Annotated in this window: 11 protein-coding genes and 1 pseudogene; 2 read left to right on the top strand and 10 right to left on the bottom strand. The window is 72.2% G+C overall.

Annotated features, from left to right (window positions below; genetic code table 11):
• Window positions 1–365: 365 nt before the first annotated feature.
• From CLV40_RS35035 to CLV40_RS35010, 7 genes and pseudogenes are all read right to left on the bottom strand, one after another.
• On the bottom strand, window positions 366–719 hold the full coding sequence (locus CLV40_RS35035; RefSeq protein ID WP_104483330.1) for an STAS domain-containing protein: 354 nt from the start codon (window positions 717–719) through the stop codon (window positions 366–368).
• A gap of 173 nt (window positions 720–892) precedes the next feature.
• Entirely contained in the window at window positions 893–3,004 is a 2,112-nt protein-coding gene (locus tag CLV40_RS35030) for a PAS domain S-box protein (RefSeq protein WP_146108391.1), read from the bottom strand.
• 73 nt (window positions 3,005–3,077) lie between these two features.
• The gene (locus tag CLV40_RS35025; RefSeq protein ID WP_104483328.1) at window positions 3,078–4,199 is read right to left on the bottom strand and encodes a PucR family transcriptional regulator; all 1,122 of its coding nucleotides are present in this window, start codon (window positions 4,197–4,199) and stop codon (window positions 3,078–3,080) included.
• Between the two features lie 3 nt (window positions 4,200–4,202).
• Complete coding sequence (locus CLV40_RS35020; RefSeq protein ID WP_104483327.1) at window positions 4,203–5,360, bottom strand: PucR family transcriptional regulator; 1,158 nt, start codon at window positions 5,358–5,360, stop codon at window positions 4,203–4,205.
• A 271-nt stretch (window positions 5,361–5,631) separates the two neighbouring features.
• Complete coding sequence (locus CLV40_RS40480; protein WP_281261702.1) at window positions 5,632–6,144, bottom strand: DUF4394 domain-containing protein; 513 nt, start codon at window positions 6,142–6,144, stop codon at window positions 5,632–5,634.
• 92 nt (window positions 6,145–6,236) lie between these two features.
• Window positions 6,237–6,488 (bottom strand): annotated as a pseudogene (locus CLV40_RS40475) (DUF4394 domain-containing protein); the annotation flags it as partial.
• A 299-nt stretch (window positions 6,489–6,787) separates the two neighbouring features.
• Window positions 6,788–7,663 carry an NAD(P)H-binding protein gene (locus tag CLV40_RS35010; RefSeq protein WP_104483335.1) on the bottom strand — a complete coding sequence of 292 codons (876 nt, stop codon included), beginning with the start codon at window positions 7,661–7,663 and terminating at the stop codon, window positions 6,788–6,790.
• Between the two features lie 605 nt (window positions 7,664–8,268).
• Between CLV40_RS35010 and CLV40_RS38615 the strand changes: the two genes are divergently transcribed.
• On the top strand, window positions 8,269–8,439 hold the full coding sequence (locus CLV40_RS38615) for a hypothetical protein (protein ID WP_181043937.1): 171 nt from the start codon (window positions 8,269–8,271) through the stop codon (window positions 8,437–8,439).
• A 159-nt stretch (window positions 8,440–8,598) separates the two neighbouring features.
• Here CLV40_RS38615 and CLV40_RS35005 read toward each other — a convergent pair whose 3' ends face one another.
• From CLV40_RS35005 to CLV40_RS34995, 3 genes are all read right to left on the bottom strand, one after another.
• Window positions 8,599–11,598, bottom strand: a complete 3,000-nt coding sequence (locus CLV40_RS35005) for an amidohydrolase family protein (RefSeq protein ID WP_104483326.1) — start codon at window positions 11,596–11,598, stop codon at window positions 8,599–8,601.
• 89 nt (window positions 11,599–11,687) lie between these two features.
• Complete coding sequence (locus CLV40_RS35000) at window positions 11,688–13,277, bottom strand: outer membrane protein assembly factor BamB family protein (RefSeq protein WP_104483325.1); 1,590 nt, start codon at window positions 13,275–13,277, stop codon at window positions 11,688–11,690.
• A 614-nt stretch (window positions 13,278–13,891) separates the two neighbouring features.
• The gene (locus tag CLV40_RS34995; RefSeq protein ID WP_104483324.1) at window positions 13,892–14,686 is read right to left on the bottom strand and encodes a DUF1684 domain-containing protein; all 795 of its coding nucleotides are present in this window, start codon (window positions 14,684–14,686) and stop codon (window positions 13,892–13,894) included.
• A 381-nt stretch (window positions 14,687–15,067) separates the two neighbouring features.
• On the opposite strand from CLV40_RS34995, the gene CLV40_RS34985 reads away from it, so the two are divergent.
• A complete protein-coding gene (locus CLV40_RS34985; protein WP_181043936.1) occupies window positions 15,068–18,829 on the top strand; it encodes a S8 family serine peptidase in 3,762 nt (1,253 codons plus the stop codon).
• The last annotated feature ends 354 nt before the right edge of the window (window positions 18,830–19,183 follow it).

The following is a 19,183-nucleotide window of genomic DNA, read 5'->3' as shown; positions in this document are numbered from 1 at the left end:
CCGCCAACACACCCAACGAGATCCGATCGGTCAACCGAACAGCCGACGAATCAACGACACCACCACGAACCTGCACCACGCGAGCCACCCGAAAATAATAGCAGCTCCTTGCTTAAGTTAGTGGCATTGGGCCGGAGGCGCGCCTTGATCAACACCATTCGTCGCCCATGAACCGCCAACCAAGCCGAAGCCGCCGAACAAAGGCGCCAACTCCGCGGACCCGCCGTTCATGAGCCGGTCAAGACCGATCCCGTCGTTGCGTGCCGACAGACGCACCTCGACCACCACGCCCCGAGCATCCCGACGTCCGCCACGGCCGATCGCCGACGCGGCCTGCCTGGCGCCCGAGCCGCCGTGCGCGCGGGTCAGCGACCGGCCGTGGCTTGGTCGACGTCGTCGGCGATGGCGAGGGCTTGGTCCAGTCCGGTGATCTCGATCGCCCGCCGCACGACTCCGCCCGGGGTGGCCACCACGATCAGGTCCCGCTCGAGCGACGTCGCCCGCTCCCCCGCCTCCACCAGCACCGTGAGCCCCACCGACCCCATAAAGGACACGCCGGTCAAATCGACCACCAGCAGGCCGGGTGACGGGTCCACGTCCAGTGCGGAGAGCAGCGCGTCCCGCAGCACGGGCACGGTGCCCAGGTCGACCTCGCCCCGCGCCCGCACCGCGTCCCAGCCCGGGGACCGGTCAAGCACGGTGGTGAGCAGGGTGTTCATGGCGCCTCCAAAGGCCAGGTGGCGGGCCGCTGCCTGCTCAACCGCCCCTTAGCGCAGCTAACGATACATTTTCGCGTTGCCCGCACCACCCCGCGCCTCATCCAACCAAGGGTGACCCGCCCGCCCGCGGTCGGCACGCCTAGTCGGCGAAACCACCCGGGGAGCGCGTCGGGTCAGGAGGCGGTGCGCCGGGCCAGGCCGGGGGCGGTCTCGCAGGGCAGGGTGAAGCAGATGCTGGTCCCCGCCCGGCGGCCGGGCTCGATCCAGATGCGGCCGCCGTGCCGTTCGACGACGCGGCGGCAGGTGCTCAGGCCGATGCCGGTGCCCTGGTAGCTCTCCGGCGTGCGCTCGCGGTGGAACATGGCGAACACGCGCTCACGGGAGTTGGGGTCGATGCCGATGCCGTTGTCGGTGACCCGGATCGTGACCTCCCCGTCCGCCCACTCGGCGCCGACGTGCACGCGCGGGGTCACGCCCGGCGCGACGTACTTGACCGCGTTGCCGACCAGGTTGGCCAGCACCAGCCGCAGCAGGGTCGGGTGGGCCGACGGGACGGGCAGCGGGTCGTGGGTGATCACGACCTCGCCCGCCGCCCCGGCGCGGGCCTCCCCGGCCAGGTCGTCGACGACCGCGCCGAGGTCGACCGGTTCGAGGCGCAGCGGCTCGTGGCAGGCGTGGGCGTAGGCCAGCAGGTCGTCGATCATGGTGCCCATGCGGGACGCGGCGCGGGTGATCGCGCCGACCGCCTTGACCTCGATCCCCTCGGCGCCCGCGCCGACGGTCTCGGCGAGGACGTCCGCGTAGCCGACGATGGCGGTCAGCGGGCTCTTCAGGTCGTGCGCGACGATCGCGGTGAACCGGTCCAGCTCGTCGTTGGCCGCGGCCAGCTCGCTGTTGGCCAGCGCCAGCCGCTCGCGGGCGGCCTCGCGCTCGGTGACGTCGCGCAGGAACGCGTGGAAGCGCTTCTCGCCGCGCCAGGTGAACTCGGCCAGGCTCAGCTCGACCAGCAGCTCGGTACCGTCGCGCCGGTGCGCGGGCACCTGCACGTGCTCGCCCGCCCGCCGGGGCTCGCCGGTGGCCGCGCGCCTGGTCAGGTCGCGCAGGCGCGCGTCGGCGACGTGCCCGGGGATGATCAGCTCGCCGAGGGTGCGGCCGTACGCCTGGGCCTCGGTCCAGCCGAACATGGACTCCGCGGCCGGGTTCCACGCGGTGATCGCGCCCGCCGAGTCGGTGACGACGAAGGCGTCGGGCGCGGTCTCCAGGATCGTGGTGAGCAGCTGCTCGCGCTCGGCCAGCGCCCGGCGCTGGGTCCGCTCGGCGGTCACATCGGACATCGCGACCACGGCGCCCAGCAGGGTGCCGTCGGCGGCGCGCATGGCCCGGCCGGTGCACAGCACGCGCATGGCGGGGTGGTGCTCGTCGCCGCGGATGACCATCTCGACGTTCTCCACGTGGCCCTCGTTCAGCGCCCGGAACAGCGGCACCTGGTCCTGGGCGAGCGGGGTGACGCCGTCGGCGGCGTAGAGGCCGTACTGCCGCGACCACTGGACCGGGTCGAGGCTGGTGTCGGGCTCGAGGCCGTGCCACTCGCGGGCGGCGCGGTTGAACAGGGTGAGGTGCCCGTTCTCGTCGCAGGCGACGATGGCGATCTCGATCGCCTCGTTGACCGCCTCGATGAACTCCTGCCGCACCCGCAGCTCCCGGGCGTAGGCCTCGGCGAGCTTGCGCTGCCGCAGCGCCTCGGCGGCCAGCTCGGCGTTCTGCCTGGCCTGGCGGCGGCGCTCGAACAGCGCCAGCACGACCCCGGCCAGGTCCTGCAGGGTCGCCAGCTGGGCGGCGCTGAGCTCGCCGGGCTCGGAGTCGAACACGCAGAGCGTGCCCAGCACGTGCCCCTCGGGGGTGATCAGCGGTACGGAGACGTAGAGGCGGACGTCGGCCAGCACCCCGGTGACCCACGGGTTGTCCGCGAACCGCGCGTCCTGGCGGGCGTCGCCGACGTGCACGACGCGGCGCTCGGCGACCACGACGTCGCACATCGAGTCCCGGCGGGGCGAGTCGGCGCCGTCGAACCCGACGGTGGTGAGCTGGCACTGGCGGTGCTCGTCGAGCAGGTTGAGCGACGCCGTGGGCACGCCTGCGACCGCGGCCGCGGTGCGGACGACGGCGGTCAGCTCGTCGTCGGCGGGCGCGTCGAGCACACCGTACTCGTGCAACGCCGCCAGCCGAGCGGTCGCTTCCACACCGCCCGGCAGCCGTCCCCAGGTACCTCCGATGGCGACACTCACGTGGCCCCCTTCGACCGGGGCGGCCGGTGGTGGAGCCAAACACCCGAACTCCACCCGAGTCCACCCGATCGTGCTACCGGCGGGCCCGGGTGATGACCGTGCTGAGCACCCGGATGCCGTGCGTGGACTGCGGGTCCAGGCCGGTCAGGTCGCGGATGCGGCGCAGCCGGTAGTCGAGGGTGCGGGGGTGGATGTGCAGCGCCTTGGCGGCCTCGGCGCGGTTGAGGTCGGCCTGGTAGTAGACGTCGAGGGTGTCGAGCAGGTCGGGCCCGGTGCCCAGCTTCCCCGCGATCAGGGCCAGCCACCGGTCCAGCTCGGGCAGTTCGGCGGCGGCCACCTCCAGCAGCAGGTCCGCGAGCGTGTGCAGGTGCCCGGGCGCCAGGTCGGCGCGCGCGACCCGGCTGATCCGCCGCGCCAGGGCGAACGTCTCCGGCAGCGCGCCCGCCGGTCCGGTGGCGGTGCCCAGCGCCACCGGACCCAGCGCGGCGGTCAGGTCGTCGACGAGCGGCTCCGCGTCCTGCTCCTCCGGCAGCAGCGCGACGAGTTCGCCCTGCGGCAGCCAGGTCGCGGGGACCCGGTGCCTGCGCCAGGCGCCGTCGAGGACCTCGTCGGCCCGCGGCCCGGCACCGGTCGGCCGGGCGACCACGACGCGGGCGCGGACCGTGGCGGGCACGCCGATCTGCTCGCCGTAGCCCGGCGCGGCCGGGTCGCCCGCCACCGCCATCTCCACGTACCGCCGCACGCGCCCGCCGACCGGCAGGTGCCGCTGCTGCCCGTTGAGGAACCCCAGCGAGTACGCGTTCTGCGCCGCGGTGGCCTGTTCGCCCAGCCACGACAGCAGGTGCAGCGTGTCGGTGAGGTCGCGCGGACCCGACGCCTCCTGGATCTCGCGGAAGGTGGCGGCGGCGTGCAGCGCGAGCACCCGGGGCAGGATCGCGTTGGGCATGCCCTTCTCGCCGCGCTCCCGCCCGATCTCGCCGACCACGGCCAGGTCGTCCGGACCCAGTCGCTCGTCGGCGGTGGCCAACTCGATGGTCCGGCGGCGGATGAACACGGCGAAGTCCAGCATCGCCGCCCGGTCGCGGTCGCCCGTGACGGTGGCGGCGTACTCCGGCAGCTCGCCGACGCAGATGTCCACCACCAACCGCGCGTTGACCGGGACCCGGTTGCCCAGCCGCGTGTACAGGTCGTCCATCCGCTACTCCGGGGGCGCGGCCAGCGCGCGGGCCACCGCGGTGCTCAGCACCCGCACGCCCCGCACCGACACCGGGTCCAGCCCGGTCAGCTCGCGGGCGCGTTGCAGGCGGTAGTCGAGGGTCCTCGGGTGCACGTGCAGCGCCGCCGCCGTGCGTAGGCGGGACAGGTCGTTGCGGTAGAAGGCGTCCAGTGTGGTCACCAGCTCCGGCCCCTTGGCCAGCTGCGCGACGAGGTCGCGCAGCCACCGGTCGACCGCCGGGACCCGCACCGCGCCGAGCTCGGCGAACAGGTCCGCGCGGTAGAAGGCGGTGGCGCCGTTCGGGCGCACGGGAGCCACCCGGCTCACCTGCCGCGCTTGCGCGACGGCCGAGGCCAGGTCACCGATACGTCCTGGAGCCGCGCCCACCCCGCACGGCAACCCGACGGCCGTGCGGAAGTCCGACGCGACCTGGGCCGCGCGTTCCTCGGCGGTGTCCCGGGCGGTCGCGCCCACGAGGGCGACGAACTCGTCCGGTGCCGTCCAGGAACACGGGATCCAGTGCTGGGCGAGCAGGTCCTTGGTCAGCGTCGCCCGCGGCGGGTCGATGTCGCCCCGCACCCGCGCCACGATCACCACGCCGTCGCGCGGCACCGCCAGCTGCAGTTGCCTGCCCATGTCCACGGCCAGCGGATCGTCCACGAGCAAGGCGTCCACCAACAGCCGTACTCGGTCGATGACCGGGAGCGCGTTCGCCAAACCGCCCAGATATCCCGAAGTGTACGCCACATGGGACGTCGCGGCGAGCTCCGGCAGCCAGCGCAGCGCGCGCATGACGGCGTCCCCGTCCTGCGGCCGCGCCAGTTCGTGCACCTCGCGCATCATCAGCGAGGTGTGCAGCAACAGGACCTGCCGCTGCGAGGCCAGGGAAACCCCCTTGGCGCCGCGCTCGTGGCCCACCGCGGTGAGCATGCCCAGGTCCGCCGAGGTGAACGGGCTGCTCTCGGCGATCAGCCCGATCGAGCGGCGGCGCAGGAAGGCGGCGAAGTCCACCATGCCCGCGTGCGCGCTCGGGTTGTTCGCCAACCTGCGGAAGTCCGGGATCTCGCGCTGGTACGCCTCGACCGCCAGCTTGCTGTTGACATCGATCTTCTTTCGCCACAGGGCGAAAAGGTCGGCCATGCCATCCCCCGTATGCGGTTGTCGCCCGCGCGGGACGCGCCCGCGCGGTACCACGGGGCAGCGTAGGGGCGATCACGCCCGCGGTGAACCGTTTCCCCCCGATCCGGGACGTTCGGCCCCATCGCTGCCATTCCCCCTTGCTCCAACGGTTCCGGGTGGGCCCGCCCGGGGGTCCCCACCACGGGGCGGGCCCACCCTCGTCGGCGGTCGGACGACCGCGGACGCCGGTTCGCGGGACGGCGGCGCTTCGGGGGTCGGCCGCCGCGTGGGCTCAGCCCGCGGTGTCGAGCGCGACGCTCACATCCCCGACGACCAGCGGGTCCGGGAACTTGCCGACCTTGCTCGCCGCACCGGTGAGCAAGTTGATGGTGTAGAAGGCGCTGATCCCCCCGGACGGCGTGAACACCGCGTAGGCGGTTTGCTTGCGCGGCTTGCCGTCCACGAGGTCGCTGTAGATGTCGAGCCCCGCGTTGCCCGCGTCCACGCCGAGGCCGCCGGTAGGCGCGAGCTGCCCGCTGTTGGCGGGCGACTGGACGACGACCTGGTCGGTGGCGGTGTTGAGGTCGAACAGCGTGGTCGCGGTGTCGGGGTCGAGGTCGTTGTTGGTGTACGCGGCCGCCGTCACGCCCGCGGTGGCGTCGGTCGCGGGCGGTGTGTTGAGCGCGGGATCGGCGACCGTGGTGCCGTCGTCGATGTTGTGCCGGAGGTTCTGGCCGGTGTCGCCGACGATCCGCAGCCGGTTGGCGGCGGGGTTGAAGTCGACGCCGAAAGCGTTGCCCTGCAAGCGACGGTCAGCTGCGACACCTTGGTGAGCACCGCGCCCGGGATGGAGATGGTGTAGATCCCACCCGCGTTGCCGACGCCGTAGAGCTTGCCGTCCTGCACCCGGAAGTCCAGGCCGATCAGGGACTTGTCGTTGCCGACCAGGCCGGTGACGTTGCGGAACCAGTCCACGACCTGCGGCCGGTCGACCCGGAAGGTGAGCAGTTGCTTGCCGTTGGCGGTGATCCCGTACGCCTGCGGCGGGTTGACCTGCGCCTGTCCGGCCCCCGCGAGTGCCACCGCGGCGACCGCCGACGCCGACACGACCGCGATGGCCGCGACAGCGCGCGTTGAGGCTGATCTCATGAACGGTTCCCCTCTCTGCCGCCAGGTCCGCCCCTCGGTGCCCTGGCGTGGGAAACCCTGCCGGCCCGCGGGCCGGCAGGTCCTCGTGACGGATGACGAAAGCGCTTCACATCCGGCGGGGGGTGTTGTCACATCCCGCAAAGTTTCACGAAACAGCGCGCAACCCGGCGAGGAGCACCCCGGTCAGCGGTAAAGGCACCCCAACGACCAGGTCGGATCGGCTCCGACCTGGTCGTTGGGGTGCGCGAACGTCTGCGGCGAGATCGCCCGGAAGCCCGGTCGAGCCCGACAAGCCGGGGTCAGGCGCCGGGGAGGAGGTGGGCGTAGCTGTCCGGGTTGGCGCGGAGGAAGTCCGGGAAGGACTGGGCCGGGTGGCCGGTCAACCGGGGGACGGTGTCGGCGACGACGCTCAGCTCGCCGGTAGCGATCGCCAGGTAGGAGGTCACCCAGCCGGCCACCTCGTGGTCCGGGGCGCCGTAGACCGAGCGGGACTCGTACGCCTCGGTCTCGGTCTCGGCGTGGTAGGTGACGGGTCGGCCGGTGAACTCGGTCAGGGTGGCGGCCGCCTCGGCGAGGGTGATGGCCTCGGGGCCGGTGACGTCGAGGACCTGGCCGTCGTGGGACGGGTCGAGGAGGACGGCGGTGGCGACGGCGGCGATGTCGTCGGGGGTCACGGCGCTGACGCGCCCGTCGCCCGCCGGGCCGCGCAGGACGCCGTCGGTGCCGGTCATGGCGGGGAGGCCGGAGGCGTAGGTGCTGTCGCGCAGCGCCACGAAGGGGACGCCCGTGGCGCGCAGGTACTGCTCGGTGTGCCAGTGGTCGCGGCCGAAGGTGAAGGTGCAGTCCGCGGCCGCGCCGAGGAACGACAGGTAGACGATCCGGCCGACGCCCGCCTCGATGGCGGCGTCGATGGCCGTGGCGTGCTCCCGCACCCGGTTCGCCGACTCGCGCGCCGACACCAGGAACAGCACTCCGGCCCCCGCGACGGCCGCGCCCACCCCGGCGGCGTCGGTGTAGTCGGTACCGCGCACGGCGGTGGCACCCGCCAGGTCGGGCAGCGCCTCCGGCCGACGCGAGACCAGCCGCGTGGTCGCCCCCGCGTCCGCCAGCCGACGGGCCACGCGCCCGCCGATCCCGCCGCCCGCCCCGGTGACCGCGATAACCGCCTCAGCCATGCCCACCACACCTCCGCGTTCCGAATCCACTACGCGGCTCCACTGTAGACAGGTCGACCTCCTCCTCGTCCGACCAACACCACCCGTCCCACAGGCTGAGTCGACCACCACACCTCACCGCCCACACAGGCCGCCCCGACTGCGTTCGCCCGCCGCGCAGGGCCCAACACCCGGCTAACGCGAATCAGATTCACGAAATGGGCACCACCTGTGGTTACTGCCTGTGTAGCGTCCCAGCCCACCCCGACCCGCGCGGCAAGGGTGAGTGAACCAATCCCCGTCTTCGAGCACGAACGGTGTAATCCCCGGCCCCACGGCGCGGGCGGCTTCTCGTTCGGGTGGTCGGGGCCTGAGCCGCGTCACCAAGTCGCACCCGGAACATCCCCTATCTGCAACCGCGAAGCACCCGAGAGCTTCCACAGCAGCAATGCGAAGGGACGGTCATGTCACGTGTTCTGGCCACCATCGTCTCCACTGTCACCGCGACTGCCCTCTCAGTACTCGCCGTCCTCGCCGTTCCCGGCGTCGCGGCAGCCGCTCCCCAGGCTGCCTCGGCAAGCTCGGCCGGTGTGGGTTCCGGCGCAGCGGCGGGTAACTCGCGACTGGTGACCCTGCGCCCGGTCCTGGTCGTGACCCGCGGCCGCGGCGGGGTCATCCGGGTCCAGGTCCGCTTCGTGCCCGTCCGCCCCAAGGCCAACCCGGACGACGACGTGCAGGTCGGCGCGGGCGACGCCCAGATGGCGGCCGACGCGACCACCGACTACGAGAACCCCTGACGACGGGGCGACCAGACCACCCCACTTCCGGTCCGCAGTGGACTCGGGGCTCGTGGGCCGGATGGGCGAGGCCGGGAACGCGCGGGGCGTTCCCGGCTCTCGCTCGTCGCACGGCGAGGTGCCCGGCCCCGGGACCGGGCCGGGCACCGCCGGTGGGGCTCAGCCCGCGAAGGGCTTGGCCAGCTCGGCCACCGTGTACGGGCGGCCGTTCTTGATCACGGACCGGACGTCCGCCAGTGCCGCGATGTCCTTCGTCGGGTCACCGCCGGTGATCACCAGGTCGGCCAGCTTGCCCGGCGTGACGCTGCCCAGGTCGTCCTCCACGCCCAACTGCTGGGCGGGCAGGATCGTCGCCGAGCGCAGCGCCTCGTACGGGGTCAGGCCGTACTTGGCCATGGCCCGCAGGTTCAGATGCAGGCTCACCGCGATGATGTCCAGCGGCGCGTCCGTCCCGGCCAGCACCGTGCCGCCCGCATCGATCAGCCTGCGGATCAGGCCGACGTCCCGGCGCGCCTGCGCCGCGTTGCCGTCCAGGAACCCGCACGGGCCCTGACCGAGCGCGCACTTCAGCTTCTGGTTGAGGAACGCCTGGTCCTGCGGCGTCATCAACGCCCTGACCCGCGGGTCGGACATGATCTGCTGGTCGTCGACCAGCGTCGAGCCCGCGCTGAACAGCGTGCTGCTGAACGGCATCCGGCCGCGCGCGGCGAGCTGGACGACGTCGTCGTAGGTCCCGCCGAAGGACGACTCGCGGGCGAACCCGAAGCCCCACTTCGTCGGACCGGCCAGGTGCTCCTTCATGTCGACCGCGTGGCCGATCGCCGGGTACAGGTAGTGCGAGGTGGTCGGGATACCCAGCTTGTGGCCGTACGCGGCCGCCTTCGCCTGCCAGTCGACGCGGAACCGCTGGTACGTCTTGATCAGGTCGTAGTCCAGCTCGCGGATGCGCGTCTGCTCGACGGCGAGCTGCTGCTCGTCGCGCACCGGCCGGGCGAACTCCCACCCGACGCGCGAACCCTCCAGCATCTCGCCGGTCGCGAAGAACCGCGGCCCGATCCGGTTGCCCGCCTTCAGCGACTCCTTGTCCTCCAGCGCCCGGTAGGCCGGGTCGCCGGTGGAGCGGGTCGTGGTGATGCCGTAGGAGAGCAGCAGCCGCCCCTGGCGGTCGCCCATGAACTTGGACTTCATCTCCTGGTGGTTGTGCATGTCCACCAGCCCGGGCGTCACCGTCTGCTTGCTGGCGTCGATGAACGTCCACCCGGGACGCGGGCGGTTGTCCTTGTGCGGCTCGATGCGCTGGATCCGGTTCCCGACGACGAGGATGTCGACGTTGGTGTACGGCTCCTCGCGCACGCCGTCCCACAACCGGCCCGCGTGGATGACCAGCTTGGTCTCCGGCTTGTCCTGGGCATAGGTCAGCCTGACCGCGATGTCGCGGGGTTTGCCACCGTCCAGGGTGATCGTGCGCAGGCGCCCGTTGTTCAAGTATAGCAGCGTTTTCGAGTCACCGCTCCAGCTCGGCGCGTCACTCGCCTCGGTGGTGAGCTGCTGGGGCGGACCGGTCGGCGCGCCCTTGGCGTCGACGGGCAGCACCCACAGCACGCCGTTCATCGAGTACGCCAGCCACCGCCCGTCCGGCGACCACACCGGACCGTCGTCGCCGCGCGTGGACACGGACCCGAACGGGCCGGGCTCCACGGTCCGGGTCGTCCCCGAGGCCACGTCGAGCAGGAGGATCTGGTTGCGCTCGGCGACCGACGAGGTGAACGCGAGCGTCTTGCCGTCGGCCGACCAGCTCGGCCTGCCCGGCACGTTCAGCGGTCCCAGCACCCGGGTCGCCGCGCCGGTGGCCACGTCGAGGGTGAAGGTCTGGGCGTTCTGGTCCTGGTAGGCGATGGTGCGGCCGTCCGGGGACCAGGCCGAGGCGACCTCGCCGCCGGGTGCCTTGGTCAGCTGGCGGGACTGCCCGCTCGCCACGTCCAGCGCGTAGACGTCCGGGCTGCCCGCCTTGTCGGAGGTGTAGGAGATCTGCTTGCCGTCCCGCGACCACGACGGGTCGACCTCGTAGAACTGGTCGTCGGTCAGCCGTTTCGGCGCGCCGCCCGCGACGGGTTGCAGCCACAGGTCGTTGAGGGCCTTGAAGACCACGGACTTCCCGTCCGGCGACAGCGCCGGGCCGACGATGCCGCGCACCTGCTGCGGACGGCGGCTGTCGAAGTCGTGCTCCTTGCGCAGGTAGTTGTCGCGTCGCAGCGTGAAGGTCGCGGTGAACGGGATCGCCCGGTCGACACCGGTGGACACCGTAGTAGCCGCGATCTTGCCGTTGGCGCCGTAGACGACCTCGTCGGGCGAGGTCCAGCGCGGCGGGAACGGGAAGACGTCGGTGTACTTGCCGACCTGCCGCACGATCCCGTCCTCGAGCACGGAGAGCGTGCGGCCCGCCTGGCCGGATCGCAGGAACGCCAGGCGTTTCCCGTCGGGGGACCAGGACGGCGCGGAGGTGAAGCCCTGCCCGCCGGGCACGAGCGTGCGCACGGCACCGGTGGCCAGGTCGACGCTCTCGACGGTCGCGCCCTGCACGTACGCGATGCTCTTGCCGTCGGGCGCCCACGTGGGTTGCTCTTCCGAGCCCGCGCCCTTGGTGACCTGGCGCGGTTCGCCACCGGCCGCGTCGACGACCCAGATGTCCTCGCCGCCCGCGCGGTCGGAGGTGAAGGCGAGCTGCTTGCTGTCGGGTGACCAGGTCGGGTAGGTGTCGTCGGCGTCGCCCTTGGTGATCTGCCGGGTGGTCTTGCCGTCCGGGGAGATGGCGACGATGTCGAAGCTGCCGTAGGCGTAGGACTGCACCGCGACCTGGCTGCCGTCCGGGGCGAAGGTGGGCCAGTACGGGTCGAGGTTGTCGGCGCCGATCGCCGTGGCCTTGCCACCCGCGCGCGGCAGCGAGAACAGCTGCCCCTGCAGGTCCATCACCATGGTGCCGTCGGCTGGGGAGGTGGTCACGGCGAGGTTGGTGCCCTCGGTGACCGTGACCTCGACGATGGTCGAATCCGGGGAGGCGGGCCCTGGGGCGCCCGCGGCCGAGGTGGTGAGCAGCGGCGAGCCGGCCAGCGCGCAGACCAGGACCACGCCGCCGAATCGCCGCTGATTCGGTGAACTCATACCAGGAAACTCCTTGGCTGTTCCCGACACCGGGTGGCAGCCCGGTGTCGGGAACTCTCGGTTGTCGCCGGTGTCGACTGCCGCGCCGCCTAGAGCCCGAACGCCAGCAGCACGTTGCCGTGCTCGCTCGGGTAGGACGGCCAGTAGCCGGATTGGATGTAGAGCACGCCGTCGGAGATCACCGCGCCGCCGTTGCCGGAGATCGCGCTGCCGTGCCCGGTCAGGCCGTTGACGCCGGGGAAGTCCTGGATGGTGTCGAACTCCCACAGCACGGCGCCGGTCTTCGAGTCGTAGACCCGCATCTTGCCGTCGACGCTGCCCTCGTAGACCAGCCCGGGACTCGTGCTGACCGCCGGGGTGTGCGAGCGCTGGCACACGGTCGGGTACTGCGCCGCGCCGCCCTTCGTGCAGCCGTCGGCCGGGCTCGGCGTGGACCAGACGACGTCGCCGTTGGCCGGGTTCAGAGCGAAGAGCGTGCCCGGGTTGGCCATGTTCGTGGCCATGTAGAGGTTCTTGCCGTCGAAGCTGCTGCCCCACTGGATGCCGGACAGACCGCCGCCGGGCATCGGGTTGGACAGCTGGCGACGCCACAGGACCTCACCGGTGCGGGCGTCGAAGGTGTGGAAGACGCCGCTCTTCTGGCCGACGCCGACGTACTGCTTGCCCTTGACGGTGAACATCGTCGGGGTGGCGCCGATGTCGTAGTCGAGCGCGGTGCCCTCCTTCTGCCCGGGGCAGTACCCGTCGTTGTCGGGGAACCCGCACAGCAGCCGCCACGTGTCGGCCTTGGTCACCTGCTGCTTCCACCGCACCGCGCCGGTGCGGGTGTTGAGCGCGAGCAGGCTGTCGAAGTCGCCGACGGTGCCCGAGTAGAGCTGGCCGACGCCGACGTAGAGGGTGTTGGAGCGCTCGTCGACGATCGGCGAGCTCCACACACCGGCGCCCGACGGCTCGAACTTGTCCGCGCCGCTGGGCCAGGTGCCGACCTTCTTGGGCTCCGGCACCGTGTAGTACCGCCACGTCAGCTCGCCGGTCTCGGCGTCGAGGGAGTCGACGTGGCCGCGGAAGGTGCAGCACGGGTAGTTGCGGTCGGGGGTGATGTTCTCCCCGCTGGACGCGCCGATGAAGATGTGGCCGTCGTGGTAGACCGGGGAACTGGTGTGCATGCCCGCCGCGTGCGGCTCGGTGTCCCGTGCCCACACGACCTTGCCCGTGCGCTGCTCCAACGCGTAGACGAAACCCTGGTTGTCGCCGAAGTACACCTTGCCGCGGGCCACGGCGGGGCCGTCGATGACGACGCTGCCGCGGTTGACCGTGGCCAGGTCGAAGCTCCACTTCTGGGCGCCGGTCTTGGCGTCGAGAGCGTAGAACTTGCCGTCCGGGCTGCCGAAGAAGATCCCGCCGTCGACCACCGCGGGTTGGCTCTTCGCGGGGAACCCGGTCTTGGGGTAGGCGAAAGCCCACTTGAGCTTGAGCTTGCTCGCCGTGCGGGTGTTGATGCGGTGTTCGCTCGCCGCGTACCGGGACCCGGCCTTGTCGCCCTGCCAGCTCGACCAGTCGCCGAACCGCGGACCGCCGCCGGACTGCTCGTCGGGGGCGCCGACGGCGTTGGTGACTCCGGCCAACAACAGCGCCGCGACACCGACCAGCGCGGCGACGCGGCGTTTTCCTCTGAACACGGGCTTTTCCACTCCTCAGGGTTGTGAGCCGCCTGCCTGGAGGCGGACTCGGGTGGGATCAGCCGCCGGGCCCGTGTCGGCCCGGCGCGCACCGCGGGCCGGGGAGTGGGCAGGGGCGGCGGTGCGGGCGCCACCGGGGCCCGCGACAGCGGATCGGCCGGGGTCGTTGCCCGGAGTCCTCGCCGCGTGGTCCGTCGAATGGCATCCGTGCTCCTCGGGACGGGGGAAGGTGTGCCGCCGATCACCCACTGCGCTTCAGCCATCCTCGGGGCCGGTCACGGGCAGCGCACAATCATGAAAAAGAGATGGCGCCGTGGTATCGGCCGACCAGGCGATGTGAACGGCGCGTGGGAAAACCCCGAGTAGAGTCCACTAGGGACTCCGTTGCCGCGCAACGCCGCAGCGCGCGGGCGGTTGACACAGGTAGCTTCACCGGGAAGTTTGTCGACCCTGGTTGTGTTCCGGCCGGAAACCCGGGCGTTTAGCCACGTCGCGTTCTGTTCGCAATCGTCAACGCCGGGAGACGAAAGTAACCGGCAATACCGGACATCAGACAACAAGAGCCCGCCTGTCGCGGCGGACAGGCGGGCTCTGGTGGGCGGTATCGCCGGGCGCTACCGGGCTTCCTGGGCCTCGTGCGGCGTCTTCTCCCCCGCCTCCACGGCGAACGGCAGGTGGTTGCCCGCGGGCGGCAGCGGGCAGGTCGCGTAGACGGTGAACGCGCACGGCAGGTTCGTCGCGCGGTTGAAGTCGAGCACCACGGCACCATCGGCGTCCGGGTCCCCCACCGCGAGCGAGCGGTTGGCGCCGTAGGTGGTGACGCCGCTGGTCTCGTCGGTGAACAGGATGCTGAAGCCGCCCCTCTTGCCGTTGAAGGCGGTCAGCGCGTGCTCGACCCCGTCCTTGGTGAAGCGGACGACCCCGGGCGCGGTGTAGACGTGGCTCAACCCGGCGACGACCGCGCCCACGGTGGTGGGGCGAGGCTCGTCGAAGGGCTCGTACGCGCCGCGCAGCACCCACCGCGGATCGGGCTCGTACGTGGGCACGCCGCGGAAGGCGCGCACCGCGTCGGCCTTGGGGTCGTGTACGCGGATGAGGTACCCGGACCGCCGCGCCACCTCCACCTCGACGTCGCCCGCCACGACGCGCGTCCCGGGTCCGCTGTTGACCAACTCGAACCGGTGCACCCCGGTCAGCGGCCTACCCCCGTAGACCAACTCGCCACCGTCGGGGTCGACGTAGGCGGCTTCGTCGTCCTGCCACCACAAACCGGGCAAGCCCGGGTACGCGGCGCGCTCGGTCCCCAGCCAGTCCAACGAGACCAGCGCCAGCCACCCGAACGGGTCGGCCAACTCACGCTCGCGACCGACCTTCCACTCCCGCCACTCCTGCGCGAACTCCACGGTCATGACAGCCCCTTCCGCTCCGGCTCCTGCTCTCACCCCCAACGACCCACCACTTGGACTATTCCCCCTCCCATATTCCGGACGCGAGCCCGCGGCAGCCACCCCCCACCCGGGTCAACCACCGGACGGGCGAAAACGGACGCCATCGGACCCGAGTGTCCACGCGCGGCGGACCACGGTGAGTGTCCCCTTTGAACCACCTACCGCCACGGAGAAGGGCGCGGCCGCGACGCTTCGCCGCGCCACTCGGCCGGACGCGCGACAGCGGTGAGCCACTCGGCGCAATCAGGGATCAAAACGCCCAAAAAGGCGTTGGGGGACAACGGACGCGTCGCGGCCCGCCGTTCACACACCGTCATGATCCACTCCACGTCGGGAGCGCGCATGAACAGACCCTCGCGGGTCATCCCCGCGGCCGTGGCCACCTCCGTCGTGACGGCGGTGCTGATCCCCACCGGGGCCTCCGCCACCCCGGCCGCCCCGGCCACCGCACCCGCCCACGCGACGGCCGCCCAACGACACGAAGTCACCCTGGTCACCGGCGACCGGGTCCTGGCGGCCCGGGACGCGACGGGCCGGTGGTCGCTCGGGCTGGCCCAAGACCCCGACCGCGCCCCCGGCGCGGCCGAGCACGTCGTGACCTACGGCAAGCGCCGGGGCGGCGTCGTCGACCACTACCTCGTGCCGGACAAGGCCCTCGGCCTGCTCCGCGCCGGTGTGCTGGACGAGCAGCTGTTCAACATCACCGGACTCATCCGCCAGGGCTACGACGACGCCACCACCGACTCGCTGCCGCTGCTCATCGAACGCCCCGACGGCGCCTCGGCCCGGGCCGTCGCGGAGGCGCCCGCCGGGTCGACCGTCGACCGGGCCCTGCCCGAGTTGGGCCTGACCGCGGTCGCCGAGCACAAGAACCGCGCGGAGGAGTTCTTCGCGGGTGTCGCCCCCTCCCCCACCGCGTTGGTCGCGAGCACCCGCGAGGTGTGGCTCAACGCCCGGGTCACCGCCTCGCTGGACCGCAGCGTGCCGCAGATCGGCGCGCCCGAGGCGTGGGCGGCGGGGTACACCGGCAAGGGCGTGACCGTGGCCGTGCTCGACACCGGCTACGACGACCGGCACCCCGACCTCGCGGGCACGGTGACGCGGAGCCGGGACTTCTCCGGTGCCGACGGTGGCTCGGTCCGCGACGGCCACGGCCACGGCACGCACGTGGCCTCCACCATCACCGGGTCCGGCGCGGCCTCGGGCGGCCGGTACCGGGGCGTGGCGCCGGACGCGTCGCTGGCCGTGGGCAAGGTCCTCGGCGACGACGGCTCCGGCGAACTCGACGACGTGAGCGCGGGCATGGCGTGGGCCGCCGCCGAGGCGCACGCGGACGTGGTGAACATGAGCGTCGGCAGTTGGCCGACCGACGGCACCGACCCGGCCGCGCGGGCCCTCAACGAGCTCAGCGTCCGCTACGGCACCCTGTTCGTGGTGGCCGCGGGCAACTACGGCTCCGACGAGGCCGTCAGCAGCCCCGCCTCCGCCGACGCGGCGCTCGCCGTCGCCGGCCTCACCAAGGACGGCAAGCTCTCGGAGTTCTCCAGTCGCGGCCCCCGCGTAGGTGATGGCGCCGCCAAGCCGGAGATCGCGGCGCCCGGCTCCGACATCGTCGCCGCCCGGGCCGCGGGCACGTCCATCGGCTCGCCGGTCGACACCAGCTACACGTCGCTGTCCGGCACGTCGATGGCCACCCCGCACGTCGCGGGCGCGGCGGCCATCGTCGCCCAGCAGCACCCGGACTGGTCCGGCGACCGGTTCAAGGGCGCGCTGGTCGGCACCGCCGCGCCGGTCGCTGGCACCGGGGCGACCGCCGTCGACGCGGGCTTGGTCGACCTGGCCCGCGCCACGAAGCAGCCGGTGCGGACCGACCAGGCATCCGTCTCGACCTACCTGCGGTGGCCCACCCCGCAACCGCAGGAGCGCAAGGTCGCCTACCGCAACGACACGGACTCGCCCGTGCCGCTCCACCTCGCCTTGGCGTTGACCGACAAGACCGGCCAGCAGGCCCCGGCGAGGCTCGCGGAGCTGTCCGCGCCGACGCTCACGGTGCCCGCGCGCGGCGCGGCGGACGCGGTGATCACCACGCGCGGCGGCTCCGGCAAGGCCGGTATCGCCTTCAACGGTCTCCTCACCGCCCGCGCGGCCGACGGCGCGGTCAGCCTCCGCACCCCGGTCGGCGTCCAAGAGGAGCCCGAGCGGTACGACCTCGCGATCGACGTCAAGAACCGCGACGGCGCCACCCCCAACCCCGACGACGGCAGCGTGCTGGCCGTCAACGTCGAGACCGGCGAGGCCATCTCGTCCCCGCTGGGCCAGCCGTTGCGGGTGGCCCCCGGCACCTACACCGTGAGCGGCTACGTCCAGACGCCGACGCCGAACAAGGTGGCCGTGGTCGCGAGCTTCGCCAACCCCGACGTCCGGGTGACCGGTGCCGCCCGCGTCGCGTTCGACGCGCGGCTGGGCAAGCGCGTGTCCTTCGACGTGGGCCAGCCCGCCGCGCGCGGCGGGGCGTGGTTGTCGCTGGCGCAGACGACCACCAAGGGCCTGCCGTACCCCGTCAGTGCGGCGCTGTACCTCGACCCGCAGTTCAACGAGCTCTACGCCTACTCCACCCCCGGGGTCCGGGCACCCTGGTTCGGCTACGCCGAGAACGCGCGGCTGGAGGAGCCGCTGCTGGAGCTGTTCGCCGAGTCGCCGCAGCGGTTCGAGGTGGTGTCGTCGTGGCTGCGCGGCTCGCCGGACCCCAAGCTCGACGAGCGGCTCGACGCGGTGCACGCGGGCGCGGGCACTCCCGAGGACCTGGCGCGGGTCGACGTCCGGGGCAAGCTCGCGGTGATCGAGCTCCCGGACGGCATCACCTACGAGGAGGTCTACCGCCGGGTCGAGGGCATCAAGAACGCGGGCGGCAAGCTGGTGGCCGCCTACGTCGCCGAGCGGGCCGCGCTCGCTGGCGCCGCGCTCAGCCCGGAGACTCCGCTGGCCGCGCTGCCGACCCTGCGGGTGGGGGACGTGCCGGGGCGGCGGTTCGTCGCCGCCGTCAAGGCGGGCGGGGTGAAGACGAGTCTGCTCTCGCGGAAGGTCAGCGCCAGCCGGTACGAGCTCAGCTACCCCACCGAGGGCTACGTGCCCGCGCGGCTGGAGCACCGCGAGCGGCAGAGCGACCTCGCCGCCGTGCGCACGATCCACTACGACGGCACGGAGAACACCCCGTACATCACCGCCGCGGAAGTCGACGGCCTGGGCACCACGATCGGCACCAACCGGGGCCTCATCGCGCCCTGGGCGGCGGAGCGCACGGAGTACTTCACCCCCGGCAAGTGGACCCTGCGGGGCTACGTGTGGTCGGCCCTCGCGGGCGACATGGTCGAACAGCTCGACCTCAAGGGGGGCCGGACCTACCGTGTGGAATGGGGCAAGGGCGTCCGTGGTCCCGGTTTCACCGGCACGACCCTCGACGACTTCGGCAAGCCGCGCCCCTGGGTCTCGCGGACCGGTGACCGGCTCCGGGTGGACGTGCCGTTCTTCACCGACGCCGCCGGGCACGCGGTCGGCGCGCAGACCTGGGCCGACATGGAGACCGGTACGACGGCCCTCTACCGCGACGGCGTTCAGCTCGGCAAGGTCGACAAGCCGGGCGTGGCGGAGTTGGCGGCACCGGCGGACAACAGCACGTACCGCCTGACGGCAGACGTCGACCGCGCGCCGCAGCAGGACTGGTGGAAGCTGTCCACAAAGGTCGCGGTCGACTGGACGTACCGCTTCCCGCCCCGGGGCGGGCCCGACGAGGTGCCGCCGCTGCTCACCGTCGGTTACCGACCGGCGCTGTCCCTGACGAACAGCGCCCCGGCCGGGCGGTTCACCATCCCGGTGACCGTCGGTCGCGCCGACGCCCCGCGGCCCCAGGTGCGGTCGCTCACGGTCGAGGTGTCCTACGACGACGGCGCGACCTGGCAGCCCACCCAGACCCGCCGCGCGGACCCGGGCTGGGAGGTCTCGGTGCGCAACCCCGCCACCGGGCATGCTTCCCCGCGGGCGAGGGCCACCGACAACGCGGGCAACTCCGTCACCCAGACGGTGATCCGCGCGTACCGCATCGGCTGACCCGCCCCACCACGGCCCTGGGAGTCCACATCGGACTCCCAGGACCTTTTTCGCGTCCCGCAACGACACCGCGCACCTCCACGGGTGGACAACTCGGACTCGCCCAGCCTGGCCCGGGCGGGCGGGACGCCGCCAGGCCAATCCGACATCTGTGGACAACTCGGAGGTATGTGGACAACTCGAACCGGACGCCATGGTAAAGAGCGATAAAAATGTGCCCCAGCACTCAGCAAATCATCTCTCGATGACCTCCGGTTATTCGCGAAGGAAACATACCAACTGCCAATACCGCGAAAGCTATAGCCAGTCGGGCACACACCGGCCCATTACCGTCCGAACTGGTCAATTCGGCAG

It is taken from the genome of Actinokineospora auranticolor (genome assembly GCF_002934265.1).
In the GTDB taxonomy this organism is placed as follows: Bacteria; Actinomycetota; Actinomycetes; order Mycobacteriales; family Pseudonocardiaceae; genus Actinokineospora; species Actinokineospora auranticolor.
This window is presented reverse-complemented; position numbering and strand designations above follow the sequence as displayed.

Bases quoted from the DNA above. Each gene is read 5' to 3' on its own strand.
- CLV40_RS34995 (WP_104483324.1), bottom strand. From the start codon at position 14,686: ATGACCGTGGAGTTCGCGCAGGAGTGGCGGGAGTGGAAGGTCGGTCGC.
- CLV40_RS35005 (WP_104483326.1), bottom strand. From the start codon at position 11,598: ATGAGTTCACCGAATCAGCGGCGATTCGGCGGCGTGGTCCTGGTCTGC.
- CLV40_RS35010 (WP_104483335.1), bottom strand. From the start codon at position 7,663: ATGGCTGAGGCGGTTATCGCGGTCACCGGGGCGGGCGGCGGGATCGGC.
- CLV40_RS35020 (WP_104483327.1), bottom strand. From the start codon at position 5,360: ATGGCCGACCTTTTCGCCCTGTGGCGAAAGAAGATCGATGTCAACAGC.
- CLV40_RS35025 (WP_104483328.1), bottom strand. From the start codon at position 4,199: ATGGACGACCTGTACACGCGGCTGGGCAACCGGGTCCCGGTCAACGCG.
- CLV40_RS35035 (WP_104483330.1), bottom strand. From the start codon at position 719: ATGAACACCCTGCTCACCACCGTGCTTGACCGGTCCCCGGGCTGGGAC.
- CLV40_RS34985 (WP_181043936.1), top strand. From the start codon at position 15,068: ATGAACAGACCCTCGCGGGTCATCCCCGCGGCCGTGGCCACCTCCGTC.